Below are 25,751 nucleotides of genomic sequence, written 5' to 3'. Positions count from 1 at the left end.
ATTCCCGGGCAACGCAAAAGGGCCCCTCGCTGAGGGGCCCTTCTCTTTCGGCCTGGGAAACGCTGACCTTGGAAACCAAGGAAAAGTGCCCCGGGTCGGACTCGAACCGACACTGTACGGGTTTTGAATCCGTTGCCTGCTGCCAATTGGGCTACCGGGGCTCGCAGAATCAAAGGTCATCCCTGACCCTCCGCGCACCCACCTTACCGCAGCTAGGTAGGCTCTTGTCAGCAGTACCCCTGCCCTGAACGAGGAGCTCCTGTGACCGCCGAGTCGCCCCAGCCCGCTGACGTGACCGACGACGACAAGTCGCACGTGCCTCCGCTGACGACCCGTGTCGTCATCGCTGAGGACGAGGCCCTGATCCGGCTCGACCTCAAAGAGATGCTCGAGGAGGAGGGCTACTCCGTCGTCGGCGAGGCCGGTGACGGCGAGCAGGCGATCGAGCTGGCCCGTGAGCATCAGCCGGACCTCGTGATCCTGGACGTGAAGATGCCGAAGCTCGACGGCATCTCGGCGGCCGAGAAGATCGCCGAGGAGGGCATCGCGCCGGTGCTGATGCTGACCGCGTTCTCGCAGCGCGACCTGGTGGAGCGGGCGCGGGACGCGGGGGCGATGGCGTACCTCGTGAAGCCGTTCTCCAAGAGCGATGTCGTTCCGGCGATCGAGATGGCCGTGTCTCGGTTCACGGAGCTGAAGACGCTGGAGAAGGAGGTCGCGGACCTCACGCTGCGGCTGGAGACGCGCAAGCTGGTGGACCGGGCGAAGTCGATCCTTCAGACGGAGTACGGGCTGACGGAGCCGGCGGCGTTCCGGTGGATCCAGAAGACGTCGATGGATCGCCGTATGTCGATGCAGCAGGTCGCCGAGGCGGTCATCCAGGACGCCGAGGAGAAGAAGGCCGCGAAGGGCTGATCACGGTCGTACGGGCGAGGCCCGCGTCCCCGGGGAGGGGGCGCGGGCCTCGTCGTGTGCGGGGCGGGGATGCTCAGTCTTCGCCGAGGTAGGCCTTGCGGACGGACTCGTCGTGCAGGAGGTCGCGTCCGGTGCCGGACAGGACGATCTTGCCGATTTCCATGACGTGGCCCTGGTCGGCGAGGGAGAGCGCCGCCTGGGCGTTCTGTTCGACGAGCAGGATGGTGGTGCCCTGGGACTTCAGCTCGGCGATGGTGGCCATGATCTTCTGCATCATGATGGGGGAGAGGCCCATGGAGGGTTCGTCCAGCATGAGCAGCTTGGGCTGGGACATCAGGGCGCGGCCCATGGCGAGCATCTGCTGTTCGCCGCCGGAGAGGGTGCCGGCGGCCTGCTTGCGCCGTTCGCCCAGGATGGGGAAGAGGTCGTAGGCGCGCTGGATGTCTTTTTCGATGCCGGGGCGGTCGCTGCGCAGGAAGGCTCCGAGGCGGAGGTTGTCCTCGATGGTCATGCGCGGGAAGATGTGCCGCCCTTCGGGGGAGTGGGCGAGCCCGAGGGAGACGATCTGGTGGGCGGGGACCTTCTTGAGCGACTTGCCGTTGAACTTGATCTGGCCGCCGACGGGCTTGAGGAGGCCGGAGAGGGTGCGCAGGGTGGTCGTCTTGCCGGCGCCGTTGGTGCCGATGAGGGTGACGACTTCGCCTGCTTCGACCTTGAACGAGATGCCCTTGACGGCTTCGATCTTGCCGTAGGCGACGCGGAGGTCCTCGACTTCGAGCAGTGCGGTCATCGGTCGTTCTCCTTGCCGGGCGCGGCGTCCGTCGTGGCCTCGGCCGTCGGGGCGGGGGCCTGGGCTTCGGCGGCTTCGACGCGGGCGGCTTCGGCTTCGCCGGGGTCGCCTTCGAAGGGTTCGCCGAGGTAGGCGGCGATGACGCGTTCGTCGCCCTGGACGGTGGCGCTGTCGCCCTCGATGAGTTTTTCGCCCTGGACGAGGACGGCGACGCGGTCGCAGAGGTTGAAGATGAACCGCATGTCGTGCTCGATGACGAGGACGGCGATGCCCTGGTCGCGGATGGCGAAGACGAGTTCCTCGGTGGTGCGGGTCTCCTGCGGGTTCATGCCGGCCGTCGGCTCGTCGAGGAGGAGCAGGCCGGGCTCGCTGGCGAGGGCGCGGGCGATCTCCAGCTTGCGCTGTTCGCCGTAGGGGAGGTTGCGGGCGAGGTGGTCGGCCTTGCCGGCGAGGCCGACGAACTCGAGGAGTTCCATGGCGCGTTCGCGGGAGGCCTTCTCCGCCTTGTGGAAGCCGGGGCCGCGCAGGACGGCGGACCAGAAGCCTTCCTTGGTGCGGGTGTGGCGGCCGACGAGGACGTTCTCGAGGACCGTCATGTTGGCGAACAGGCGGATGTTCTGGAAGGTGCGGGCGATGCCGGCCGCGGTGACCTTGAAGGATTTGGGCGGCAGGACGTTGCCTTTGTAGCGGACTTCGCCCTCGGTGGGGACGTACAGGCCGGTGAGGCAGTTGAAGAAGGTGGTCTTGCCGGCGCCGTTGGGGCCGATGAGTCCGACGATCTCGCCGCTGCCCACGGTGAGGTCGACGCCGCGTACGGCGGTGAGGCCGCCGAAGCGCATGGTGACGCCGCGTGCGTCGAGGACGGTCTCGCCGCTGGTGATGGTCTGGGTGGTCATCTTGTGTCAGGCCCCTGTCTTGCCGAGGACTGCGGGCACTTCGGCGTCGTCGTGGAATTCGAGCTGCCGGCGCCGGTTGGCGACGAGGCCTTCGGGGCGGAAGCGCATCAGGAGGATGAGTGCGACGCCGAAGGCGAAGAGCTGGTAGTCGCCGAGGAACTGCAGCTTGTTGGGGATGAGGTAGAGCAGGGAGGCGCCGATGAGGGGGCCGCCGATGGTGCCCATGCCGCCGAGGACGACCGCGGCGAGCAGGAAGGCGCTGTTGGGCGGGATGGGGCCGGCGAACTGGTACTGCTCGGGGGTCACGGTGTAGGTGACGTGGGCCTGGACGGTGCCGGCGAGTCCGGCGAGGGAGGCGCCGACGGCGAAGGCGATGAGTTTGACCCGGAAGCCGTTGATGCCCATGGCGAGGGCGGCGGTCTCGTCCTCGCGGATGGCGACCCAGGCGCGGCCGATGCGGGAGTCGCCGCTGCGTCGGAAGACGAGGACGACGACGGCCGTGATGAGCAGCATCAGCAGGAAGTAGTTGGCGAACCGGCCGATGGTGAAGCCGGCGATGGTGTGTTCGGCGCCGAGGTCCCAGCCGAGGATGTTCAGGTTGGGGATGGAGGAGATGCCGTTGGAGCCGTTGGTGATGTCGGGTCCGGAGGTGCCGTCGAGGTTGTTGACGGTGATGCGGAAGATCTCTCCGAAGCCGAGGGTGACGATGGCGAGGTAGTCGCCGCGCAGTCGCAGGGTGGGGGCGCCGATGAGGACGCCGAACACGAGGGAGGCTGCGGCGCCGACGAGCACGGCGGCCCAGAACGGGAAGTGCACGTGCAGCGGTGAGCTGGGGGAGCCGGAGACGAGGGCCGCGGCGTAGGCGCCGACGCCGAGGAAGGCGACGTAGCCGAGGTCGAGGAGGCCGGCGAGGCCGACAACGATGTTCAGGCCGAGGGCGACGGTGGCGAAGATGAGGATGTAGACGCCGAGGGTCGCGTACTGGTCGTCGGTCTGGGTGAAGGGGAACAGGGCGGCGGTGACGAAGGCGCCGACCATGGTGATGTTCTGGTGGCGGGCGGTGATCTCGGAGGCGTGGGCGACGAGGCCGGCCTTGGCGAGGGCGGCGAAGCCGAAGCCCGCGGTGATGAGGAAGCCGACGAAGAGTTCGTCGTACTCGGTGCCGATGCCGTAGGTGAAGACGACGAGGGCGACGGCGAGGACGGCGACGATGACCAGGATCTCGGCGAACGCGGGGAGCTTCGGCGCGGGGCGCGCGCTGCCGCCGGTGAAGGCCGCCTTGAGGGTGGCCCGGCCGTGTGCGGCGCGGTTCTTGAAGTGTTCCCAGCCGTTGTCGTCGGGGTCGATGGGGTCGGGTTCGGGCCGCTGGAAGGGCAGCGCGAGGGCGCCGAGGAGGGCGACGAGGCTGGTGACGGCGACGAGGTAGCCGCCGGGTTCGAGGTTGACGACGCCGCCGAGTTCGACGCTGATGGAGATGACGGTGTACCAGGCGGTGGCGAAGGTGGCGAGCGCCGCGAACTTGAGGGCGGCGTCGGCGCCGGCGGGGACGAGCCAGCGCAGGTACTTCACGTCGTAGGAGGCGACGGCGAGGACGGTGGTGAGGATGCCGCCGATGAGGACGAGGACCTGGAGGCCGCCGGGGTAGCCGTAGACGGTGAGGTCGCCGGGGAATTCCTGTGTCCAGGTCCAGGCGAGGAAGGTGGCGACGATGGTGAGGACGGCGCCGGCGGTGGCGAGGGCGCGGCCGAGGGTGGCCGGGATGCCGATGAGTCCGGTGGGGGTTCCGGCGGTGGGGGCGCTGGGGGTTTCGGGTGCGGTGGTCTGTGTGGTCATCGGTGTCACGCCCTGTCCGCGACGCGCTCGCCGAGCAGGCCCTGGGGCCTGAGCAGCAGAACAAGGATGAGGAGTACAAAGGCCCAGACGTCGGCCCAGGACTGGCTGCCGAACTTGTCCATGCCGGGGAGATCGGAGATGTAGGCGGCGGCGATGGTCTCGGCGACGCCGAGGACGACGCCGCCGATCATGGCGCCGTAGATGTTGCCGATGCCGCCGAGGACGGCTGCGGTGAAGGCCTTCAGGCCGAGGATGAAGCCCATCTTGAAGTCGATCTGGCCGTACTTGAGGCCGTTGGCGACTCCGGCGACGGCGGCGAAGGCGGCGCCGAGGGCGAACGCGATCACGATGATGCGGTCGGTGTTGATGCCCATGAGCTTGGCGGTGTCCGGGTCCTGCGCGGTGGCCTGCATGCCGCGGCCGGTGCGGGTCTTCATGACGAAGTACGCCAGGACGGCCATGCTCAGGGGGGCCGCGATCAGCAGGAAGATGTCGCCGGTCTGGATGGTGACACTGCCGATGTGGAAGGGGCCGCCCGGGATCTGGGGGAAGGTGCGGGCGGACTTGGCCTCGGGGTACCAGGCCCAGACGGCCTGCTGCAGCGCGAGGGAGAGGCCGATGGCGGTGATGAGGGGCGCCAGTCGGGGGGCGGTGCGCAGGGGCCGGTAGGCGAATCGTTCCGCTGCGACGGCGACGAGGACGGCGACGATGATGCCGCCGATCAGCATGAGGGGGAGGGCTATCCACATGCTGGTGCCGTCGGGCAGGACGTAGGCGTAGACCGTGAGGGCGCCGAACGCCCCGGTCATGAAGATCTCGCCGTGGGCGAAGTTGATGAGCTGGACGATGCCGTAGACCATCGTGTAGCCAATGGCGACCAGCCCGTACATGGATCCCAGTAGCAGGCCGTTGACCAGCTGCTGCGGCAGTTCGTTCACCGCATGTCCTCCGAGACGTTCGGATGTTCGACGGATGTGCCGGATGTCCGGATGTGAGTCCGCGCGGGGCGCCAAGTGGAACAGCGCCCCGCGCGGCTCATGGATGGTGCGGGAAGTGCGGGTCAGCCACCGTTGTAGGTGCCGGACTCCACGGTCTTCCAGGTCCCGTTCTCGACGGCGTAGACGGTGAGCTGCTTGTTGGTGGTGTCACCGTACTGATCGAAGGAGACCTTGCCGGTCACTCCGTCGAAGGAGACGTTCTGCATGGCCTCCATGATCTTGGCGCGGGCGTCGGAGGGCAGCTTGCCGTTGTTGTCGGCGACGACCTTCTTGACGGCCTCGATGATGGCCTGCGCGGAGTCGTAGGCGTAGCCGCCGTACGCGCCGTAGGCCTCCTTGTAGCCGCCCGCCTTGTAGTTGTCCAGGAACTGCTTGGCGGAGGGGAGCTCTTCGAGCGGGGCGCCGACGGAGGTGGCGAGGTCGCCGTTGCTGGCGGCGCCGGCGAGCTTGACGTAGGTGGGGTCGTAGATGGCGTCGCCGCCGACGACCGGGACCTGGGCGCCCGCGGCCTTGATCTGCTTGCTGAGCGGGCCGGCCTGGGGGTACTCGCCGCCGTAGTAGACGACGTCGGCGCCGGAGTTCTTGACCTTGGTGGCGACCGCGGAGAAGTCCTTGGCGTCGGGGTTGATGTGCTCGGTGCCGGCGACGGTGCCGCCGAGCTTCTTGAACTCGGTGGTGAAGGTGCCCGCGAGGCCGGCGCCGTAGGTCTTCTTGTCGTCGATGACGAAGACCTTCTTCTTCTTGGCCTTGTTGAAGACGTACTGGGCGGCGAACGGGCCCTGGACGGCGTCCGTGGTCGCGGTGCGGAAGTACGACTTGTACGTGCGGGTCTTGCTGGTCGCCCAGTTGGTGCCCTGGGTGAGCGACGGGTTGGTGTTGGCGGGGGAGACCTCGACCAGCTTGGCGTCGTCGAAGACCTTCTGCATGGACTCGGCGACGGAGGAGTTCAGCGGGCCGACGACGCCGAGGACGTCCTTGTTGGCGACCAGTTTGGTGGCGTTCTGCTGGCCGGAGGACGGCTGGGCCTGGTCGTCCAGGGCCTGCGTCTCGAAGGTGATGCCGTCGACGGCCTTGTTCTTGTTGGCCTGCTTGACGGCGAGGTCGACGGAGTTCTTGATGCCGAGGCCGATCGCGGACAGGTCGCCCGTGAGGGGCGCGTCTACGCCGATGACGACCTTGGTGCCGCCGCCGTTCCCGGAGTCCGAGCCACCGTCCTTGTCACGCGAGCCGCAGGCGGTGAGGGTCAGTGCTCCCGCCGCCAGCGCGGCGGTGATGGCGATGAGCGAACGTTGACGCACGATCAGTCCTTTCCCTGGCACAGCCGAATCCCCGTGGAAACGGCTGAGTCGAGCGCTGGGCCGAAGTGGCATTCCGACGGCGCGGTGACTGGCGGTGACTCTAAGCGTGTGTGGGGAACGTGGAGGAGTGTCTGTCCCATGCTGTGACGCTCTTGTTATGACACGACGTAATGCAGAGCGGTGCAGCGTGGGGGGAACAGCGGAATTCAGGCTGATTCGCCCCGTCCGGATTCTGAGAATCCGCAGGACTCGCCAGGGTGCGTTCAGGCGTCTCGGCGTTTTTGCTGATTACCGGGAATCGTTGCCATGGGCCACTGACGGGGCCCGGGCCGGGGCGGGCCCCAGAAGATGATCAAGCGAAAAGAGTGATCGTTTATTGCGTTCGCATTACGCACGGTTACGGATCAGAAAAAGGAATCGCGGATTCCTCGCCAGATTTCCGCATTGGGGGGTGCGGGGGTGATCGTGATCTTGCGCGGGGGAACCGGCTTCTTTGTCCGTGATGCCCCCGGAAAAGCCGAAGCCGCCCGTCCCGGTGGGAGGGGGACGGACGGCTTCGGGTGAAGGGCGGTGCGGGGGTGGGGCGTTGGCCTCCCCGGCAGGGGCGGGCCGGCCCCGCGAGGGAGGCCGGTGCCGGCCGGCGGGGCCGGGGGGACCGGAGGCCGGCCGGGGGTGGGGGCCCGGGCCGGGGTCGGCCGGGGGTGCGGGGGCCCGGGGGCCCGGGGTTGGGGGCCGGCCGGGAGTGCGGGGCCCCGGGGGCTGGAGGTCGGCCGGCCGGGCGTGCGCGGGTCGGGGCGGCGGGATCGGGTCAGCCGGCCGGGCGGGCGGCGGCTTCGTCGCCGGGCCTGACGTCACGCAGCAGGCACGTCAGGCGGGCGGTGCACACGCGCCGCCCCTGCTCGTCCGAGATGACGATCTCGTACGTCGCCGTCGAGCGGCCCCGGTGCACGGGCGTCGCCACCCCGGTCACCAGGCCGGAACGCACCCCGCGGTGGTGGGTGCAGTTGAGGTCCACGCCCACGGCGATCTTGGTGCTGCCGCCGTGCAGCATCGAGCCGACCGAGCCCAGCGTCTCGGCGAGCACCGCGGACGCACCGCCGTGCAGCAGGCCGTAGGGCTGGGTGTTGCCCTCCACCGGCATGGTGCCGACGACCCGCTCGGCGGAGGCCTCCCGGATCTGCACGCCCATGCGCGTCCCGAGGTGCCCCGCGGAGAAGAGGGCCGGCAGGTCGATGCCGAGGGCGGCGTACTCGTCGAGGACCTCCTGCGGGAACTTCACGTCGTGCTGCTCGCCCATGGGCCCGGCTCCGTTCGTCGTCGTGACACGTCCTTGCCGGCTCAGGCGGACGCCTGAGCCCTGCTGACTTAAGCGAACGCTCAGTCGGTGGCCGATTGTTCCAGACGGACCACGACGGACTTGCTGGCCGGGGTGTTGCTGGTGTCCGCGGTGGCGTCCAGCGGCACCAGGACGTTCGTCTCCGGGTAGTAGGCCGCCGCGCAGCCCCGCGCGGTCGGGTAGTGCACCACCCGGAAGCCGGGCGCCCGCCGCTCCACCCCGTCCTGCCACTCGCTGACCAGGTCGACGTAGGAGCCGTCGGTGACGCCCAGGACGCGGGCGTCCTCGGGGTTGACCAGCACCACCCGGCGGCCGTCCCGGATTCCCCGGTAACGGTCGTCGAGGCCGTAGATCGTGGTGTTGTACTGGTCGTGCGAGCGCAGTGTCTGCAGCAGCAGCCGGCCCTCAGGCAGCTTCGGGAACTCCACCGGGGCGGCGGTGAAGTTGGCCTTGCCGGTGGCCGTCGGGAAGCGCCGCTCGTCACGCGGGGCGTGCGGCAGCGCGAAGCCGCCCGGGCGGGCCACGCGCGCGTTGAAGTCCGCGAAGCCGGGGACCACACGCGCGATGCGGTCGCGGATCGTCGCGTAGTCCTTCTCGAACTCCTCCCAGGGTGCGACGCTCCGCTCCCCGAGCACCCGGCGGGCGAGACGGCACACGATGGCCGGCTCGGACAGCAGATGCCGGCTCGCCGGCTCCAGCCGGCCACGGGAGGCGTGCACCATGCCCATGGAGTCCTCGACGGTGACGAACTGCTCGCCGCCCTCCTGCAGATCCCGTTCGGTGCGGCCGAGTGTCGGCAGGATCAGCGCCCGCGCACCCGTCACCACATGGGAGCGGTTGAGCTTCGTCGACACGTGCACCGTCAGGCGGGCGCGCCGCATGGCCGCCTCGGTGACCTCCGTGTCGGGGGACGCGGAGACGAAGTTGCCGCCCATCGCGAAGAACACCTTCGCCTCGCCGTCGCGCAGCGCGCGGATGGCCCGGACGACGTCGTAGCCGTGCTCGCGCGGCGGAGCGAAGCCGAACTCCTTCTCCAGCGCGTCCAGGAAGGCCGGCGCCGGGCGCTCGAAGATGCCCATGGTGCGGTCGCCCTGCACGTTGGAGTGGCCGCGCACCGGGCACACGCCCGCGCCGGGACGGCCGATGTTGCCGCGCAGCAGCAGGAAGTTGACGACTTCCCTGATCGTCGGCACGGAGTGCTTGTGCTGGGTGAGGCCCATCGCCCAGCACACGATGGTGCGCTGCGAGGCGAGGACCATGGACAGGGCCCGCTCGATGTCCTCGCGCGTCAGACCGGTCGCGGTGAGCGTCTCGTCCCAGTCGGCGGCGCGGGCGGCCCGCGCGAACTCCTCGTAGCCGTGGGTGTGTTCGCGGACGAACTCCTCGTCGACGGCGCCCTCGGTCTCGAGGATCAGCCTGTTCAGGAGGCGGAAGAGGGCCTGGTCGCCGCCGATGCGGATCTGCAGGAACAGGTCGGTGAGCGCGGCACCCGAAGTGAGGCCCTTGGCGGTCTGCGGGTTGTGGAACTTCTCCAGGCCGGCCTCGGGCAGCGGGTTGACGCTGATGATCTTCGCGCCGTTCGCCTTGGCCTTCTCCAGCGCCGAGAGCATGCGCGGGTGGTTCGTGCCCGGGTTCTGTCCGGCGACGATGATCAGGTCGGCCTGGTGGAGGTCGTCCAGCAGGACGCTGCCCTTGCCGACGCCGATCGTCTCACCGAGGGCCGAGCCGGAGGACTCGTGGCACATGTTGGAGCAGTCCGGCAGGTTGTTCGTGCCCAGCTCGCGGGCGAAGAGCTGGTAGAGGAACGCGGCCTCGTTGCTGGTGCGGCCCGACGTGTAGAAGACGGCCTCGTCCGGGGAGCCGAGCGCGGCGATCTCCTCGGCGACGATGCCGAAGGCGCGCTCCCAGGTGACCGGCTCGTAGTGGTCGGCGCCCTCGGGCAGATACATGGGATGCGTCAGACGACCCTGCTGCCCCAGCCAGTACCCGCTTCTGGTCGCCAGGTCGGAGACCGGGTGCGCGGCGAAGAACTCCGGGGTGACCCGGCGCAGCGTGGCCTCCTCGGCGACCGCCTTCGCGCCGTTCTCGCAGAACTCCGCCTTGTGCCGGTGGTCCGGCTCCGGCCAGGCGCAGCCGGGGCAGTCGAAGCCGTCCTTCTGGTTCACGCTCAGCAGCGTGAGCATGGTGCGCTTCATGCCCATCTGCTGCTGGGCCATGCGCAGCGTGTACCCGATGGCCGGCAGCCCGGCCGCGGCGCGCTTCGGCTCCGCGACCTGCGGCGCGTCCTGGACGGGGTCGGCCTTCGGCGGCTTCGTCGCCATTCGCGCACTCTCCTTCGGGTACACGTCGGTGGTACGGCCTCAGATCCTCGCACGGCCCACCGACAACGATCAGCCCCCTGGGCGTGCGTGCCCTGCCGGGCGGGCGATGACCCGGAAGGGTCCGCGCCGGTCCACTCGCGGGGCGGCCCCGCTCGGCGCCAGCGGGGGAGCGGTCGGTCGCAGTCCGGGAGCTGTACGGAGGTGACTCGGGCCCGGGTGCGTGGGGGCACGGCTCGCCGCCGGGTACGGCGCGGGTGCGGATCCGGGGGGGGCGGGCCTCGCAGGACCGATGGCTCACATGCGCCGTTTCCTGTTTGATCACGTCGCGCTGCACGCCCCGCCACGTCGCCTCACGCTTCCGTCCCTTGTGCGGCCCCCCACACTCTGCGGGGACGGAGGCCCCGCAGCGGCGGCGCGACCCGGCAGCCCCGGTCGAGCGAACCCCGGCGGCGCACCCGGGCACAGCGGCCCGGCGGCGCCGCGCAGGCCGCCTCCCCGCAGCCGGCGACAGCCCACCGCAGCCCCTCCCCGGCCGACGGCAGCCACCCGCCGGCGGCTGGCGGCAGCCCCTCCCCAGCCGACGGCAGCCACCCGCCGGCGGCTCGCTGTCAGTGCGGCGTGGCAGGATCGGGGGCGTGGCAGAGACAGCAGCGAAGAAGACCGACAGCACCCCCGGCGGCAGCCGCCCGCGCCTGATGCTCATGGACGGGCACTCCCTGGCCTATCGCGCGTTCTTCGCGCTGCCCGCGGAGAACTTCACCACCGCGACCGGCCAGCCGACGAACGCGATCTACGGCTTCGCCTCGATGCTGGCGAACACCCTCCGCGACGAGGCGCCCACGCACTTCGCGGTCGCCTTCGACGTCTCCCGCAAGACGTGGCGCTCGCAGGAGTTCACCGAGTACAAGGCGAACCGCTCCAAGACCCCCGACGAGTTCAAGGGCCAGGTCGAGCTGATCGGCGAGCTGCTCGACGCGATGCACGTCTCCCGCTTCGCCGTCGACGGCTTCGAGGCGGACGACATCATCGCCACGCTCGCCACGCAGGCCGCCGACCAGGGCTTCGAGGTGCTGATCGTCACCGGCGACCGCGACTCCTTCCAGCTGGTCAGCGACCACGTCACGGTGCTGTACCCGACGAAGGGCGTCTCGGAGCTGACCCGGTTCACCCCGGAGAAGGTTTTCGAGAAGTACGGGTTGACGCCCGCCCAGTACCCCGACTTCGCGGCGCTGCGCGGTGACCCCTCCGACAACCTCCCCGGCATCCCCGGCGTCGGCGAGAAGACCGCCGCGAAGTGGATCAACCAGTTCGGTTCCTTCGCCGAGCTGGTCGAGCGTGTGGAGGAGGTCAAGGGCAAGGCCGGGCAGAACCTCCGCGACCACCTGGAGGCCGTCAAGCTCAACCGCCGCCTCACCGAGCTGGAGCGGCAGGTGCCGCTGGGCAAGACGGTCGCCGACCTGGAGCGCCCGGCCTACGACCGCAAGGCCGTCGCGATGATCCTGGACACCCTGGAGATCCGTAACCCGTCGCTGCGCGAGCGGCTGCTCGCCGTCGACCCCGGCGCGGCGGAGGCGGAGACGACCCCGGTCGTCACGGACGGCGTCGAACTGGACGGCACGGTGCTGGGCAGCGGCGAGCTGACCGGCTGGCTGGCCGAGCACGGCGGCGAGCCGCTCGGCATCGCCACCGTCGACACCTGGGGGCTGGGCACCGGCTCCGTCGCCGAGGTCGCGCTGGCCACGGCCGGCGGCCCGGCCGCCTGGTTCGACCCGTCCCAGCTCGACGAGGCCGACGAGAACGCGTTCGCCGCCTGGCTCGCCGACGCCGAGCGGCCCAAGGTGTTCCACGACGTGAAGCGCGCCATGCGGGTCTTCGCCGAGCACGGCTGGAGCATCGCCGGTGTCGCCATGGACACCGCGCTCGCCGCGTACCTGGTCAAGCCCGGCCGCCGCTCCTTCGACCTGGACGCTCTGTCGATGGAGTACCTGCACCGCGAGCTGGCACCCGCCGCCGCGGCCGACGGCCAGCTCGCCTTCGGCGCGGACGACGGCGCCGAGGCCGAGGCGCTGATGATCCAGGCGCGCGCCGTCCTCGACCTGGGCGAGGCGTTCGAGAGCAAGCTGGAGGAGGTCGGCGCCGCGGACCTGCTGCGCGACATGGAGCTGCCCACCTCCGCGCTGCTGGCCCGCATGGAGCGGCACGGCATCGCCGCGGACCGCTCCCACCTGGAGACCATGGAGCAGATGTTCGCGGGCGCCGTGCAGCAGGCCGTGAAGGAGGCGCACGCGGCGGCAGGCCACGAGTTCAACCTCGGCTCGCCCAAGCAGCTCCAGGAGGTCCTCTTCGGCGAGCTGGGCCTGCCGAAGACGAAGAAGACCAAGACCGGCTACACCACCGACGCCGACGCCCTCGCCTGGCTCGCCGGCCAGACCGACAACGAGCTGCCGGTGATCATGCTCCGCCACCGTGAGCAGGCCAAGCTGCGCGTCACGGTCGAGGGCCTGATCAAGACGATCGCCTCGGACGGCCGGATCCACACCTCGTTCAACCAGACGGTCGCGGCGACCGGCCGGCTCTCCTCCACCGACCCGAACCTGCAGAACATCCCGGTCCGCACCGACGAGGGCCGCGCGATCCGCCGCGGTTTCGTCGTCGGCGAGGGCTACGAGTCGCTGATGACCGCCGACTACAGCCAGATCGAGCTGCGCGTGATGGCCCACCTGTCGGAGGACGCGGGCCTGATCGAGGCGTTCACCTCGGGCGAGGACCTGCACACGACGGCGGCCTCGCAGGTCTTCGCGGTGGAGCCCGCCGCCGTGGACGCCGAGATGCGCCGCAAGATCAAGGCGATGTCCTACGGCCTGGCGTACGGCCTGTCGGCGTTCGGCCTGTCCCAGCAGCTGAACATCGAGGCCGCCGAGGCGCGCACGCTGATGGACGCCTACTTCGACCGCTTCGGCGGGGTGCGGGACTATCTGCGCCGGGTCGTCGACGAGGCGCGGGCGACGGGGTACACGGCGACGCTGTTCGGCCGCCGCCGCTATCTGCCCGACCTCAACAGCGACAACCGCCAGCGTCGCGAGGCGGCCGAGCGGATGGCGCTGAACGCGCCCATCCAGGGCACGGCGGCCGACATCGTGAAGATCGCGATGCTGAACGTGGACCGGGCACTGCGCGAGGCGAACCTGACCTCCCGCATGCTGCTCCAGGTCCACGACGAAATCGTGCTGGAGATCGCCCCCGGCGAGCGTGAGCGGGCGGAGGAACTGGTCCGCCGCGAGATGGCGGCCGCGGTCCAGCTCCGCGTCCCCCTCGGCGTCTCGGTGGGCGTCGGCCCCGACTGGGAGTCCGCGGCGCACTGACCGGACGGACACAGGGCCGGGAGAGTGGCGGGCGGCGAAAGCCGCTGCACCGCCCTCCCCGGCCCGCCGTCCCCACCTGAGGGGCGCGGGGAACTGCGCGATCAGCCCCCCACCACCCGCAGCCCCCCGACGGCACGAGCCCCCCACCACCGCACCCTCACCACCCGCACCCCCGACGACACAAGCCCCCCACCGCATCGCCCCCGCCAACCCCCGGAGGGCCCGTCACTCGCCTGGCCCCCGCAGAAACGCGCCCCCCGGCGCCCTGCCCCCAGGATGCGGGCATGGGTATACGCATGCTCCACCGCCGCACGGCACGAGCTCAGGCCCAGCACCAGGCACCGGCCCGAGCCGACGCCACGGCGGATCTCTCCGCGCCGCAGCCGTCCGTTCCGCCCTTCGCGGCGGACGCCAGTACCGGCCGCGCCCCCACCACCCGAGTCGAGGCCCTGCGCCGCCGCACCGCCGCCCTCGTCCGCCGCCTCACGCGCCGCGACGCGTCGGCCGCGGCCGACGACACCGCCGCAGCCGAGACGCCCGGTGAGCCACCGCGCTGGCGGCTGTGGACCGAGCTGGGTCTGAGCTACCTGGCACTGCTGCTGAGCCGGCTGCCGCGCCCGTCCCGCCCGGCGCGCACCTTCACCGTGTTCGTGGTCCCGCTGCCCCCGACCGCTGCGGCCACCGGGCCGGACGGCTCTCCTCGAGCACACCGCTGACCTCGCCCGCACCCGCGGTGACCGGCCGCCGTACCGCCCGCACAGCGGGCGGTACGGCGGCCGCGTCGCTGAGCGTGAACGGCAACGGGGCTGCCCGCGACACGGGTTGACAGGGCGTGTTCGGTACGTGATCAGCGGCGTCCCGTATGCGGTGCCGCACAGGACCTCGAACGGGACATGGCCAACCGGTAAAAATCGGGCACGAACAGGTGCCCGAGGAAAGGAAGTTGTCGTAGGGTCACGGGGATGCCGCGCCGGGCGGACCAATCGCCACACGAGGGCAACCGGAGCGGCGGTTCGTTCGTCACACCAAGGCGAGCAGGCCACACCGGACACAACACGACGGCGCGGCACCACAAAGGGACGGACGCCCAGGGCGTCCACGGGAGGGGTTCACCACATGGCGGCGCAATTCGGCAGCAGGCTGCGCAAGGGAGCGTTCACCACCGCTGTGGCCGCTGCGGCGGTCGCGGCGCTCTCCGCGTCCCAGGCTCCCGGCGTCACGGTCGACGACCAGGGAAGACAGTCCGCCGCCGGAACCGCGCCCACCCCCGACGTGCAGGCCGCCGAAACCGAAACCGACACCGCCACCGGCAACTCGCGGTACTACACCGACCTGCCGCCGCTCAACAGCCCCAACCCGGCGCCGACCACCGGCACCGTCCCGCCGGCGGCCACCGGCGCGACCGAGTCCGGCATCCCGGCGACCGTCCTCGACGCCTACCAGAAGGCGGCGGCCGAGCTGCGCGCCTCCAAGCCCGGCTGCAACCTGCCCTGGGAACTGCTGGCCGCCATCGGCAAGGTCGAGTCGGGCCAGGCCGGCGGCGGCCGCGTCGACGCGAACGGCACCACGATCGGCAAGATCCTCGGCCCCGCGCTGAACGGCAACGGCTTCGCGCTCATCAAGGACACCGACCACGGCGCCTACGACGGCGACACCACCGTCGACCGGGCCGTGGGCCCCATGCAGTTCATCCCGTCCACCTGGGCGTGGGCCGGCCGCGACGGCAACGGCGACGGTCTGAAGGACCCCAACAACGTCTACGACGCCGCCCTCGCCGCCGGCCACTACCTGTGCCGCAACGGCTGGGACCTGTCCACCCAGCAGGACATGCGCCGGGCGATCCTCAGCTACAACAACTCGCAGGACTACCTGAGCACGGTCCTGACGTGGCTGGAGTACTACCGCAAGGGCACCCACGAGATCCCGGACGGCACGGGCACCCTGCCTTCGCACACCAGCGAGCCCGGCACCTCCGGCCCGAACCCGCACCCGACGACGACGCCCCCCGCGCCGCACCCGTCGCCCGCGACGCCCACGCCCGGCGGCACCACGCCCCCGAAGCCGGGCGAGCCGACCACGCCCGGCAAGCCCACCACCCCCGGCACGCCGAAGCCCACGCCCACACCCACGCCCACCGACACGGTGGACCACCTGGAACGGACGAACGCCACCAAGCCCACCGCGATGGCCGGCGACGCCTTCGCCCAGCGGATCGGCGCCCGCGCCGAGACGAAGGCCGGCAAGGCCGTCGCCAAGGTGCGCGTCCGCTTCACCATCGACGGTGACACCGACACCGTCTTCGCGGGCGGCGAGAGCGTCGCCACCGTCGTCACCGACAGCTCCGGCGTCGCCCTCGCCCCCGCCCTCCAGGCCGGTGAGAAGACCGGCGACTTCACGGTCCACGCGGCCGTCGTCGGCCGGATGGTCCCCGCGGTCGCCTACACCGCCACCGTGACCGAGCGCGCCGCGGACACCCTCGCCCGCACCAGCGACACCCAGCAGACCTGCGTCGCCGGCGGCACGTTCGCCGACCAGGTCGAGGTCAAGGCCACCTACAAGGGCAAGGCCGCCGGCAAGGTCGCCGCCACCGCCACCCTCATCAAGTCGGCCGACGACCCGTCCGCGAACGACAAGGGCCCCTACTTCAAGGACGCCGACGGCAAGGCCGTCCGCACCCTGAAGGACCTGCGGACCGACGCGAACGGCCTGCTGAAACTCCCGAAGCTGTACGCGGACGACACCACCGGCACGTTCCTGCTGCGCATCACCACCGCGGGCGGCGCCACGCTGACCGTCGAACTCACCGTGACCGCACCGGAGGCGACCACCAGCCCGTCCCCGTCCCCCTCGGGCAGCCCCTCCTCCCCGCCTTCGTCGTCGGCGAGCCCGAGCGCCTGACCCGCCCCGCTCGGCACGGCGCCCCTCCCCGCGAGGGGCACCGCGCCGTCAGGCGCGACCGAGCCGCGCGTTCGTGTGCCGGGTCGGCTCCGCGGCCGCCGGGTCCTGAGGCCACGGATGCTTCGGATAGCGGCCGCGCAGCTCCGCCCGCACCCCCTTGTAACCGTCGCGCCAGAACGAGGCGAGGTCGGCGGTGACGGCCGCCGGCCGCCCGGCCGGGGACAGCAGATGGACCAGCACCGGTATCCCGGCGAGACGGGGCGACTCCTGCAGCCCGAACATCTCCTGCAGCTTCACCGCGAGCACGGGCCGCTCCGGATCGGTGTAGTCGACCCGGATCCTGGACCCGCTGGGCACGGTGATCCGCTCCGGCGCCAGCTCCTCCAGCCGGGCCGCTTCCCCCGACGCCCACGGCAGCAGCCGGGCCAGCGCCTGCCCCGCGTCGATCCGTGCCAGGTCGGCCCGCCGCCGGGCCCGGCTCAGCTCCGGCTCCAGCCACTCCTCCACGCGCGTGTGCAGCGCCTCGTCGGACACGTCCGGCCAGGGCTCCCCGAGGTGCAGCCGGAGAAAGGCGAGCCGCTGCCGCAGCACGTCGGCCTCCGGCGACCAGCGCAGCAGCCCGAACCCCTCCTGCCGCAACCCCTCCAGCAGCGCCTGCCGTACGGCACCGGGGCGGCCGTCGGTGAGGGGCCGCGCCGCCAGCTCGATCGCGCCCAGCAGCTCGACCCGCCGCGCGACGACGTCCCCGCCCGCCCAGTGCACCTCCTGCCGTGCGTCGAGCAGTGACCCGGCGGCCGACCGCGCCACCTCCTCGTCGATCACGGCGCCCAGCCGCACCCGCGCGTGCCCCCGGCCCAGCGGCCGGTCGGCCACGGCGACCGCGATCCAGCGGGCGCCGTGCAGAGGGGAACCGGCGGGCAGCTCGGCACGCGTGCCGCTGGCCATCAGGTACGAACCCCCGTCGAGCTTGGCGACCCGCTCGGGGAAGGCGAGCGAGGCGACGACACCGGCCGCCCTGTCGTCCCCCGTGAGCGGGCCCGCGTCGACGGCCGTGTCCCCGGGCCGGGCCACCTCCCCGGCGACGGTCCGCAGCCGCTGCACCTCCGTCCGCCAGCGCGCGGCGTAGGCGTCACCGCCGCGCCGGGCCGTCCGCACGGCACCGGCCAGGTCGTCCCCGTACTCCCGCGGCGCCTCCTCGGACAGCAGCGCCACCACCTCCGCCCCCGCACCGGCGGTGTCCAGCAGGGCCCGCCCCAGCCGCGGATGCACCCCCAGCCGCGCCAGCGCCCGCCCGCGCTCCGTGACGCGGCCGGCCGGGTCCACCGCCCCCAGCGCCGTCAGCGCCTCCCGCGCCGCCGCCATCGGCCCGGCCGGCGGCGGATCCAGCAACGCGAGAGAGGACGCGTCGGCATCACCCCAGCAGGACACCTGAAGGGCGAACGCCGTCAGGTCGGCCACTTTGATCTCCGGCGACGGGAACCGCGGCAGACGTCCCTCGTCCGCCTCCGGCCAGCACCGGTAGACGGTCCCCGGCGCCTCACGCCCGGCCCGCCCCGCCCGCTGCCGCCCGGACGCCTGCGACGCCCGCACCGTCGCCAGCGCGCTCAGTCCGCGCGCGTGATCGACCCGTGGCTCCCGCGCCAGCCCCGAGTCGACGACCACCCGCACCCCGGGCACCGTCAACGAGGACTCCGCGACCGAGGTCGTCAGCACCACCCGGCGCCGCTGCCCGGGCGAGAGCACCGCGTCCTGCACGGCGGCCGGCGCCCGCCCGTGCACCTGGAGCACGTCCACCCCGCCGAGGTCCCCGAGGAGTCCCGCCACGCGCGCGATCTCACCCACGCCCGGCAGGAAGCACAGCACGTCCCCCTCCCGCTCGGAGAGTGCCCGCCGCACCACCGACGCCACATGCCCGAGCAGTGCGGGATCCACCCACATGCCGTGCGACGGCCGCACCGGCCGGGCCGGCGGCGCGTACACGACGCCGACCACGTGGGCGGACCCATGCGCCTCCACCACCGGCGCCCCGCCCAGCAGCCGTGCCCACTCGTCCCAGTCCGTCGTCGCCGATGCCGCCACCAGCTTCAGCTCCGGCCGCAGCGCCTCGCGCACGTCCCACAGGAACGCCGCCGCCGTGTCCGCGTCCAGATGCCGCTCATGGCACTCGTCGAGCAGGACGACGTCCACGCCCGGCAGCTCCTGGTCCCGCTGCAGCCGCTGGAGCAGCACACCGGTCGTCACGACCTCCACGCGCGTGTGCCGCCCCACGACCCGCTCACCGCGCACGGTGTACCCGACGGACCGACCCGGTGTCTCGCCCAGCAGCCACGCCATCCGCCGCGCGGCGGCACGCGCCGCCATCCGCCGCGGCTCGGCCACGACGACCCGCCGCTCGGCCCCGCCGTCCAGCAGCCCGGCCAGGGCGAGCGGCACCAGCGTCGTCTTGCCCGTGCCGGGCGGTGCGCCGAGCACGGCGGCACCGTGGCCGTCGAGGGCGTCGTCCAGCGCGGGCAGGGCGCCGCGCACGGGCAGCGCGTCCAGGGCGTCGTAGCGGATCACGCATCCAGTTTCTTACGTGCGCGCGAGCGCCCGCCCGGCCTGTGGAAAACTTCCCCGCCGATCCCGGCGTCAGAACCGGCGCCGGTCCCGGCGACAGGACCGGCGCCGCGAAACGCGGTGCCTCAGTCCCGTTCGCAGACGAAGATCGCCGTGCCCGGGATCAGATGTCCGCGCAGCGGCGACCAGCCGCCCCACTCCGAGGTGTTCCAGTCCGGCCACTCCGGTTCGACCAGGTCCACCAGCCGGAAGCCGGAGGTCACCACGTCCCGCACCCGGTCGCCGAGCGTGCGGTGGTGCTCGACGTACACCGCGTTGCCGTCCTCGTCCTGCTCGACGTAGGGCGTGCGGTCGAAGTAGGACGCCGCGACCGTCAGCCCCTCCGGTCCCGGCTCGTCCGGGAAGGCCCAGCGGAGGGGGTGGGTGAGGGAGAAGACGAACCGTCCGCCCGGCCGCAGTACGCGCCGCACCTCCCGCAGCACCAGCCGCGGGTCGGCCACGAACGGCAGCGCCCCGTACGCCGAGCAGGCCAGGTCGAAGGAGGCGTCCGCGAACGGCAGCACGGCCGCGTCCGCGCACACCAGGGGGAAGGAGGAACCGATCCGCAGCGCGTGCTGGAGCTGGCGGTGCGAGATGTCCAGGGCCACCGGGTGCGCGCCCTGCGCGGCCAGCCAGCGCGCGCACTGGGCGGCGCCGGCGCCGATCTCCAGCACGTGCCGGCCCTTCAGCTCCTCCGGCGGGCCGAGCAGCTCGGCCTCCACCTCGTCCAGGCCCTCGGGCCCCCACACGAAGCGGTCGTCGCCGAGGAAGGTGCCGTGCTCGGTCTGGTACTCGTCGGCGTTGCGGTCCCACCAGCCCCGGTTGGCGCGGGCGCTCTCGGTGACCCCGGCGGCGCGCCGCGTGGCCTCCGCCTCGGCGTCGGGCCCGGCGGGGGAGGGCTGGGGGGATACGGACTCTTGGATGATCGGCTCCCTCGTCGTACTCTTCCGAACCAACCCGTCCCCGGGCGTCATGACAGGGCCGCAGTCGGCCCGTGTGGCCTCGCGAGACAGGTTTTGTGCCGGAAATGCGGTGATCCGCCCCGGGTGTGCGGCTTCGCGCATTGACCATGCCCGGCTGCCCCCGTATGCTACAAGTTGCGCTGCGGGCCTGCGCACCTCAGACGTAGCAGGCTGCGCTCGCATCTGTATGTATGTCCCCTCGGTTCTCGAGGCGCCACGGAGCACCTGGTGCTCGCAGTGTGGCGCTTCCTTGGCTGTCCGGCCTTCTGCAGAGCGAAACGGGCTCCCGGCGTAAGCAGTACCTACGACTCACCGTCCGTACCGGAGCCCTTTCCCACATGACGAGCAGCACCGAGACCACCGCCACCACCCCGCAGGTTGCGGTCAACGACATCGGTAACGAGGAAGCCTTCCTCGCCGCGATCGACGAGACGATCAAGTACTTCAACGACGGCGACATCGTCGACGGCGTCATCGTGAAGGTCGACCGGGACGAGGTCCTGCTCGACATCGGTTACAAGACCGAAGGTGTCATCCCGAGCCGCGAGCTCTCGATCAAGCACGACGTCGACCCCAACGAGGTCGTCAAGGTCGGCGACGAGATCGAAGCCCTTGTTCTCCAGAAGGAGGACAAGGAAGGCCGCCTGATCCTCTCGAAGAAGCGCGCCCAGTACGAGCGCGCCTGGGGCACCATCGAGAAGATCAAGGAAGAGGACGGCATCGTCACCGGTACCGTCATCGAGGTCGTCAAGGGTGGTCTCATCCTCGACATCGGCCTCCGTGGCTTCCTGCCGGCCTCCCTCGTCGAGATGCGCCGTGTCCGCGACCTCCAGCCCTACGTGGGCAAGGAGCTCGAGGCCAAGATCATCGAGCTGGACAAGAACCGCAACAACGTGGTCCTGTCCCGCCGTGCCTGGCTCGAGCAGACCCAGTCCGAGGTCCGCCAGACGTTCCTCACCACCCTGCAGAAGGGTCAGGTCCGTTCCGGCGTCGTCTCCTCGATCGTCAACTTCGGTGCCTTCGTGGACCTGGGTGGCGTCGACGGTCTGGTCCACGTCTCCGAGCTGTCCTGGAAGCACATCGACCACCCCTCCGAGGTCGTCGAGGTCGGCCAGGAGGTCACGGTCGAGGTCCTCGACGTCGACATGGACCGCGAGCGCGTCTCCCTGTCGCTGAAGGCGACCCAGGAAGACCCGTGGCAGCAGTTCGCCCGCACCCACCAGATCGGCCAGGTCGTGCCCGGCAAGGTCACGAAGCTGGTTCCGTTCGGTGCGTTCGTCCGCGTGGACGAGGGCATCGAGGGTCTGGTCCACATCTCCGAGCTGGCCGAGCGCCACGTGGAGATCCCGGAGCAGGTCGTCCAGGTCAACGACGAGATCTTCGTCAAGGTCATCGACATCGACCTCGAGCGTCGCCGCATCAGCCTCTCGCTGAAGCAGGCCAACGAGGCCTTCGGTGCCGACCCGTCGGCGGTCGAGTTCGACCCGACCCTGTACGGCATGGCCGCGTCCTACGACGACCAGGGCAACTACATCTACCCCGAGGGCTTCGACCCCGAGACCAACGACTGGCTCGAGGGCTACGAGAAGCAGCGCGAGGAGTGGGAGCGCCAGTACGCCGAGGCGCAGCAGCGCTTCGAGCAGCACCAGCAGCAGGTCATCAAGTCCCGCGAGGCGGACGAGAAGGCCGCTGCCGAGGGTGGCGAGGCTGCCGCTCCGGTCGCGACCGGTGGCTCGTACTCCTCCGAGGGTGGCGACACCTCCGGCGCCCTGGCGTCGGACGAGGCGCTGGCGGCGCTGCGCGAGAAGCTGGCCGGCGGCCAGAGCTGATCGCCGGCCGCTGAGGCTTGGCAGTAGGTAACTGAGGGGCCGTACCTTTCGAGGTACGGCCCCTCGGTCATGCGCGCGCCGTACCTTCGGGGTGCGGCGCGTCAGTCGTGCGCGCGAGCGTCTGCCGGATGGGCGTCGTTCGCGCGTGTGCCGGCGGTGCGCGGGTGCCGGCGGTGTACGGGCTGCTCGCGCAGGGGCCCGCGCCCTGGCCCGCGTTGGCCGCGCCCGGCGATTCATGATCCCGAGTCGTGCGTACCGCATGATCGCGGGAATGCTCACCCTCCGTTCCTCGTTGTTCTGTACGGACACGAGGAGGAGCGGTCACTGTGCTTGATCCGCAGGGTTTGTACACGTGGGAGCCGAAGGGGCTGGCCGTCGTCGACATGGCGCTGGCCCAGGAGTCGGCCGGACTTGTCATGCTCTACCACTTCGACGGATACATCGACGCGGGAGAAACCGGCGACCAGATCGTCGAAAGGCTCCTCGACTCGCTGCCCCACCAGGTCGTCGCCCGCTTCGAGCACGACCGGCTGGTCGACTACCGCGCCCGGCGCCCGCTGCTGACGTTCCGCCGCGACCGCTGGACGGACTACGAGGAGCCGGCCATCACCGTGCGGCTCGTCCAGGACGCCACCGGCGCACCCTTCCTGCTGCTGTCCGGCCCCGAGCCGGACGTGGAGTGGGAGCGCTTCGCGGCGGCCGTGCGGCAGATCGTCGAGCGGCTCGGCGTCCGCCTGTCGGTGAACTTCCACGGCATCCCCATGGGTGTCCCGCACACCCGCCCGGTCGGCCTCACCCCGCACGGCAATCGCACCGACCTGGTCCCGGGCCACAGCAGCCCGTTCGACGAGGCACAGGTGCCCGGCAGCGCCGAAGCCCTCGTCGAGTACCGGCTGATGGAAGCGGGCCACGACGTCCTCGGCGTCGCCGCGCACGTCCCGCACTACATCGCCCGCTCGCCCTACCCGGACGCGGCGCTCACGGTGCTGGAGGCCATCACCGCCGCCACCGGCCTCGTGCTGCCGAGCATCGCGCACGCCCTGCGCAACGACGCCCACCGCACGCAGACCGAGATCGACCGCCAGATCAGGGAGGGCGACGAGGAGCTCACCGCGCTGGTCCAGGGCCTCGAGCACCAGTACGACGCCGCCGCCGGTGCGGAGAGCCGGGGCAACATGCTGGCCGAGCCCGTCGACATTCCCTCGGCGGACGAGATCGGCCGCGAGTTCGAGCGCTTCCTCGCCGAACGCGAGGGCGACAACTGACCTCCGCCGGTCCCGGCGTCAGCGGCAGGCCCTAAGCTTCCGCTCATGCTGACAGTGGGCCTGACCGGCGGTATCGGTGCCGGCAAGAGTGAGGTGTCGCGGCTGCTCGTGGAGTGCGGGGCCGTGCTGATCGACGCCGACCGTATCGCCCGCGAGGTCGTGGAGCCGGGCACGCCCGGTCTCGCGGCGGTCGTCGAGGCCTTCGGCTCCGACGTGCTCACGCCCGACGGCAGACTCGACCGTCCCAAGCTGGGCTCGATCGTCTTCGCCGACCCCGACAAGCTGGCCGTGCTGAACGCGATCGTGCACCCCTTGGTCGGGGCCCGCTCCCGCGAGCTGGAACAAGCCGCGGCCGAGGACGCCGTCGTGGTCCACGACGTCCCCCTGCTCACGGAGAACGGCCTGGCCCCGCTGTACGACGTCGTGGTCGTCGTCGACGCCGGCCCCGCCACGCAGCTCGACCGGCTCGTACGGCTGCGCGGCATGACGGAGGAGGACGCACGCGCCCGCATGGCCGCGCAGGCCTCGCGGGAGAAGCGCCGGGAGATCGCCGACATCGTGATCGACAACGATGTGCCACTGGAGCAGCTGCGGGCACGCGTGCGGGAGGTCTGGGCGGAGCTGGCACACAGGGCGCGGGAGACCCGGTAGAGGCCCGAGGCTCCCGCCGGTATCAGTGGCCCCACTGGCCGCAGCAGTCGCAGGGACCGCTGCCGCCGAGGAATAGGGGTACTCGGTCCGGGCGTTGAAGCCCTCCAGTGAGGGAAGGGATTTTCCGTGCCCCAGACCAGCGGTTCGACCGGAGGTACTCCGGAGACACACGTCATCGACTTCCGTGCCGCCGAGCAATTGCTCGCAGCCCGCGATCCACGAGGCGCGGTGAAGCTGCTCGACGGAGTGATCGCCGCGCACCCGGAGAACACCGCCGCCCGCCTGCTGCGCGCCCGCGCCTTCTTCGCCGGTGCGCAACTGCGTCCGGCGGAGCTGGAGTTCACGATCGTCCTGGAGCGTGAACCGGACAACGCCTACGCCCACTTCGCGCTCGCCCGCACCTACGAACGCCAGGGCCGCGACGACCAGGCCCGACGGCACTTCCGGCTGGCTGCCGCGCTCGACCCGAACCCGCAGTACCTGAAGGCGGCGCGCTTCGACGCGTGAGAGCCGCGGTGCGACGCGGCCGGGGCCTGGGCGCGGGAGGCCGCCGTTGGCCGCGGCCGGAGCGGCCGGCCGCCCTCGGCTCACGGCCGGCGCTGCTCCGGTGGCCGGTACGGCGGAATGTCGGGCCCCGGCTGGAAGTGCGGGCCCTGCCGTATATGCCGCAGGATCACCGTCATGTCGACGGTGATCACCAGCCACAGCACGCCGAACGCGGCCGCCCATCCGGGTTGCCCGGCGAGCGCGAACCCGGCCGTGCCGGCGATCGCCCAGATCACGCCCCACACGCTCAGCCAGAAGCGCATCCGCAGCGCACTGCGTGCTGTCGTCGGCTCACTGCCTGTACGCATCGCGATCACCACTCCTCCCTGCAACGTACTCCGGCCCGGGACGTTCACCAAGCGGTCCCCGTCCCGGCCTCGAACGGAAGCGCTTCGCTCGAACGGGTGAATAGGGAAGCGGGGGGAACGGCCGTGCGGGAGTGGGCCGTTGGACGGGCATGGAGCTGAAGAAGCGAGCAGGACATCGGGGGACGGGACCGGGGCCGATCACGCCGGACGGCTGCGCGGTCGAGCTGTACACGCGGCTGCCGGTGCGGGACGAGCCCGACATCATCGCCGCAGCCGTGCCGGCCGGAGCGAGCGTTCTGGAGCTCGGGAGCGGTGTAGGGCGGGTGACCCACCCGCTGCTGGAGCGCGGCTTCAGGGTCACCGCGGTGGACGAGTCCCCGGAGATGCTGGAGCACGTACGCGGGGCGCGCACGATATGCAGCCCGGTCGAGGATCTCGACCTGGGTGAGCGTTTCGATGTGGTGCTGCTCGGGTCGTTCCTCGTGCACAGCGGGGACACCGAGGTCCGGCGCGGACTGCTGCGCACCTGTGTGCGCCATGTCGCCGAGGGCGGTTGCGTGCTGATCCAGCGGGAGGGCGAGGACTACCACAGCAACGTGCCGCGCGAGCGCGTCGACCCGGCCGGGTTCACCGTGCGGATCGCCTCGACGCGGCCGGTCGGGGACGGCGTCGACGAGGTCCTGTGCGAGTACGTCTTCCCGGACGCGGTCTGGACGCAGACCTTCCGCTCCCGGCCACTGACCAGGGAACAGTTCGAGGCGGCACTGGCGGAGGAGGGACTGAGGGTGGACCGGTATCTGACGCAGGACGGCATATGGGTACGGGCGGTCCCGTCGACCTAGTGGAGCGCGACCCGGCGCCGGTATCGGGCGCCGCGGCTCGGCCAACTGAGGCCGGAGAGCGATGAGTTTCGGAACTCCACCAGGTCTATCCCGGTGACATCACAGG

At 71.3% G+C, this 25,751-nt stretch carries 19 protein-coding genes and 1 tRNA gene; 9 read left to right on the top strand and 11 right to left on the bottom strand.

The window, feature by feature from the left end; genetic code table 11:
- Positions 1–86: 86 nt before the first annotated feature.
- Positions 87–161, bottom strand: a tRNA-Leu gene (locus AB0E88_RS26695).
- Between the two features lie 100 nt (positions 162–261).
- Here AB0E88_RS26695 and AB0E88_RS26690 point away from each other — a divergent pair.
- The gene (locus AB0E88_RS26690; protein ID WP_361635311.1) at positions 262–915 is read left to right on the top strand and encodes a response regulator; all 654 of its coding nucleotides are present in this window, start codon (positions 262–264) and stop codon (positions 913–915) included.
- A gap of 73 nt (positions 916–988) precedes the next feature.
- On the opposite strand, the gene AB0E88_RS26685 is transcribed toward AB0E88_RS26690, so the two are convergent.
- The 7 genes from AB0E88_RS26685 to AB0E88_RS26655 all read right to left on the bottom strand — a co-directional run bounded on the left by AB0E88_RS26685 (position 989) and on the right by AB0E88_RS26655 (position 10,387).
- Entirely contained in the window at positions 989–1,705 is a 717-nt protein-coding gene (locus AB0E88_RS26685; RefSeq protein WP_361635308.1) for an ABC transporter ATP-binding protein, read from the bottom strand.
- Positions 1,702–2,601, bottom strand: coding sequence for an ABC transporter ATP-binding protein (locus AB0E88_RS26680; protein ID WP_361635306.1), 900 nt, complete (start codon positions 2,599–2,601; stop codon positions 1,702–1,704). Before AB0E88_RS26680 ends, AB0E88_RS26685 begins: the two co-directional genes overlap by 4 nt.
- Before the next feature lie 6 nt (positions 2,602–2,607).
- The gene (locus tag AB0E88_RS26675; RefSeq protein ID WP_361635303.1) at positions 2,608–4,434 is read right to left on the bottom strand and encodes a branched-chain amino acid ABC transporter permease; all 1,827 of its coding nucleotides are present in this window, start codon (positions 4,432–4,434) and stop codon (positions 2,608–2,610) included.
- A 5-nt stretch (positions 4,435–4,439) separates the two neighbouring features.
- Positions 4,440–5,372: a branched-chain amino acid ABC transporter permease gene (locus tag AB0E88_RS26670; RefSeq protein ID WP_361635300.1), complete on the bottom strand. Its 933-nt coding sequence runs from the start codon at positions 5,370–5,372 to the stop codon at positions 4,440–4,442.
- A gap of 122 nt (positions 5,373–5,494) precedes the next feature.
- Positions 5,495–6,730 carry a branched-chain amino acid ABC transporter substrate-binding protein gene (locus AB0E88_RS26665; protein WP_361635298.1) on the bottom strand — a complete coding sequence of 412 codons (1,236 nt, stop codon included), beginning with the start codon at positions 6,728–6,730 and terminating at the stop codon, positions 5,495–5,497.
- Between the two features lie 808 nt (positions 6,731–7,538).
- On the bottom strand, positions 7,539–8,027 hold the full coding sequence (locus tag AB0E88_RS26660; protein WP_361635295.1) for a hotdog fold thioesterase: 489 nt from the start codon (positions 8,025–8,027) through the stop codon (positions 7,539–7,541).
- 80 nt (positions 8,028–8,107) lie between these two features.
- Positions 8,108–10,387, bottom strand: coding sequence for an FdhF/YdeP family oxidoreductase (locus AB0E88_RS26655; protein ID WP_361635292.1), 2,280 nt, complete (start codon positions 10,385–10,387; stop codon positions 8,108–8,110).
- Positions 10,388–11,022: 635 nt separating this feature from the next.
- On the opposite strand from AB0E88_RS26655, the gene polA reads away from it, so the two are divergent.
- From polA to AB0E88_RS26640, 3 genes are all read left to right on the top strand, one after another.
- Positions 11,023–13,749 carry a DNA polymerase I gene (gene polA, locus AB0E88_RS26650; protein WP_361635289.1) on the top strand — a complete coding sequence of 909 codons (2,727 nt, stop codon included), beginning with the start codon at positions 11,023–11,025 and terminating at the stop codon, positions 13,747–13,749.
- 284 nt (positions 13,750–14,033) lie between these two features.
- Entirely contained in the window at positions 14,034–14,465 is a 432-nt protein-coding gene (locus AB0E88_RS26645; protein WP_361635286.1) for a hypothetical protein, read from the top strand.
- 400 nt (positions 14,466–14,865) lie between these two features.
- Complete coding sequence (locus AB0E88_RS26640; RefSeq protein WP_361635283.1) at positions 14,866–16,647, top strand: lytic murein transglycosylase; 1,782 nt, start codon at positions 14,866–14,868, stop codon at positions 16,645–16,647.
- A gap of 48 nt (positions 16,648–16,695) precedes the next feature.
- On the opposite strand, the gene hrpB is transcribed toward AB0E88_RS26640, so the two are convergent.
- Together hrpB and AB0E88_RS26630 are read right to left on the bottom strand one after the other, a co-directional pair.
- Positions 16,696–19,206: an ATP-dependent helicase HrpB gene (hrpB, locus tag AB0E88_RS26635; protein WP_361635280.1), complete on the bottom strand. Its 2,511-nt coding sequence runs from the start codon at positions 19,204–19,206 to the stop codon at positions 16,696–16,698.
- A 122-nt stretch (positions 19,207–19,328) separates the two neighbouring features.
- Positions 19,329–20,216, bottom strand: coding sequence for a class I SAM-dependent methyltransferase (locus tag AB0E88_RS26630; RefSeq protein ID WP_361635350.1), 888 nt, complete (start codon positions 20,214–20,216; stop codon positions 19,329–19,331).
- Positions 20,217–20,542: 326 nt separating this feature from the next.
- On the opposite strand from AB0E88_RS26630, the gene rpsA reads away from it, so the two are divergent.
- The 4 genes from rpsA (at position 20,543) to AB0E88_RS26610 (ending at position 24,456) form a co-directional block, all read left to right on the top strand.
- Positions 20,543–22,033, top strand: a complete 1,491-nt coding sequence (gene rpsA, locus AB0E88_RS26625) for a 30S ribosomal protein S1 (protein ID WP_361635277.1) — start codon at positions 20,543–20,545, stop codon at positions 22,031–22,033.
- A gap of 326 nt (positions 22,034–22,359) precedes the next feature.
- Entirely contained in the window at positions 22,360–23,298 is a 939-nt protein-coding gene (locus AB0E88_RS26620; RefSeq protein ID WP_361635275.1) for a PAC2 family protein, read from the top strand.
- A gap of 45 nt (positions 23,299–23,343) precedes the next feature.
- On the top strand, positions 23,344–23,949 hold the full coding sequence (gene coaE, locus AB0E88_RS26615) for a dephospho-CoA kinase (protein ID WP_361635272.1): 606 nt from the start codon (positions 23,344–23,346) through the stop codon (positions 23,947–23,949).
- A gap of 126 nt (positions 23,950–24,075) precedes the next feature.
- Complete coding sequence (locus tag AB0E88_RS26610; RefSeq protein ID WP_361635269.1) at positions 24,076–24,456, top strand: tetratricopeptide repeat protein; 381 nt, start codon at positions 24,076–24,078, stop codon at positions 24,454–24,456.
- A gap of 80 nt (positions 24,457–24,536) precedes the next feature.
- Here the strand turns inward: AB0E88_RS26610 and AB0E88_RS26605 are convergent, their stop codons facing one another.
- The gene (locus tag AB0E88_RS26605) at positions 24,537–24,803 is read right to left on the bottom strand and encodes a DUF6343 family protein (protein WP_361635266.1); all 267 of its coding nucleotides are present in this window, start codon (positions 24,801–24,803) and stop codon (positions 24,537–24,539) included.
- A gap of 149 nt (positions 24,804–24,952) precedes the next feature.
- Between AB0E88_RS26605 and AB0E88_RS26600 the strand changes: the two genes are divergently transcribed.
- Positions 24,953–25,645 carry a class I SAM-dependent methyltransferase gene (locus AB0E88_RS26600; protein ID WP_361635263.1) on the top strand — a complete coding sequence of 231 codons (693 nt, stop codon included), beginning with the start codon at positions 24,953–24,955 and terminating at the stop codon, positions 25,643–25,645.
- Positions 25,646–25,751: the final 106 nt, after the last annotated feature.

It is taken from the genome of Streptomyces sp. NPDC028635, assembly GCF_040637635.1.
GTDB lineage: Bacteria > Actinomycetota > Actinomycetes > Streptomycetales > Streptomycetaceae > Streptomyces.
This window is presented reverse-complemented; position numbering and strand designations above follow the sequence as displayed.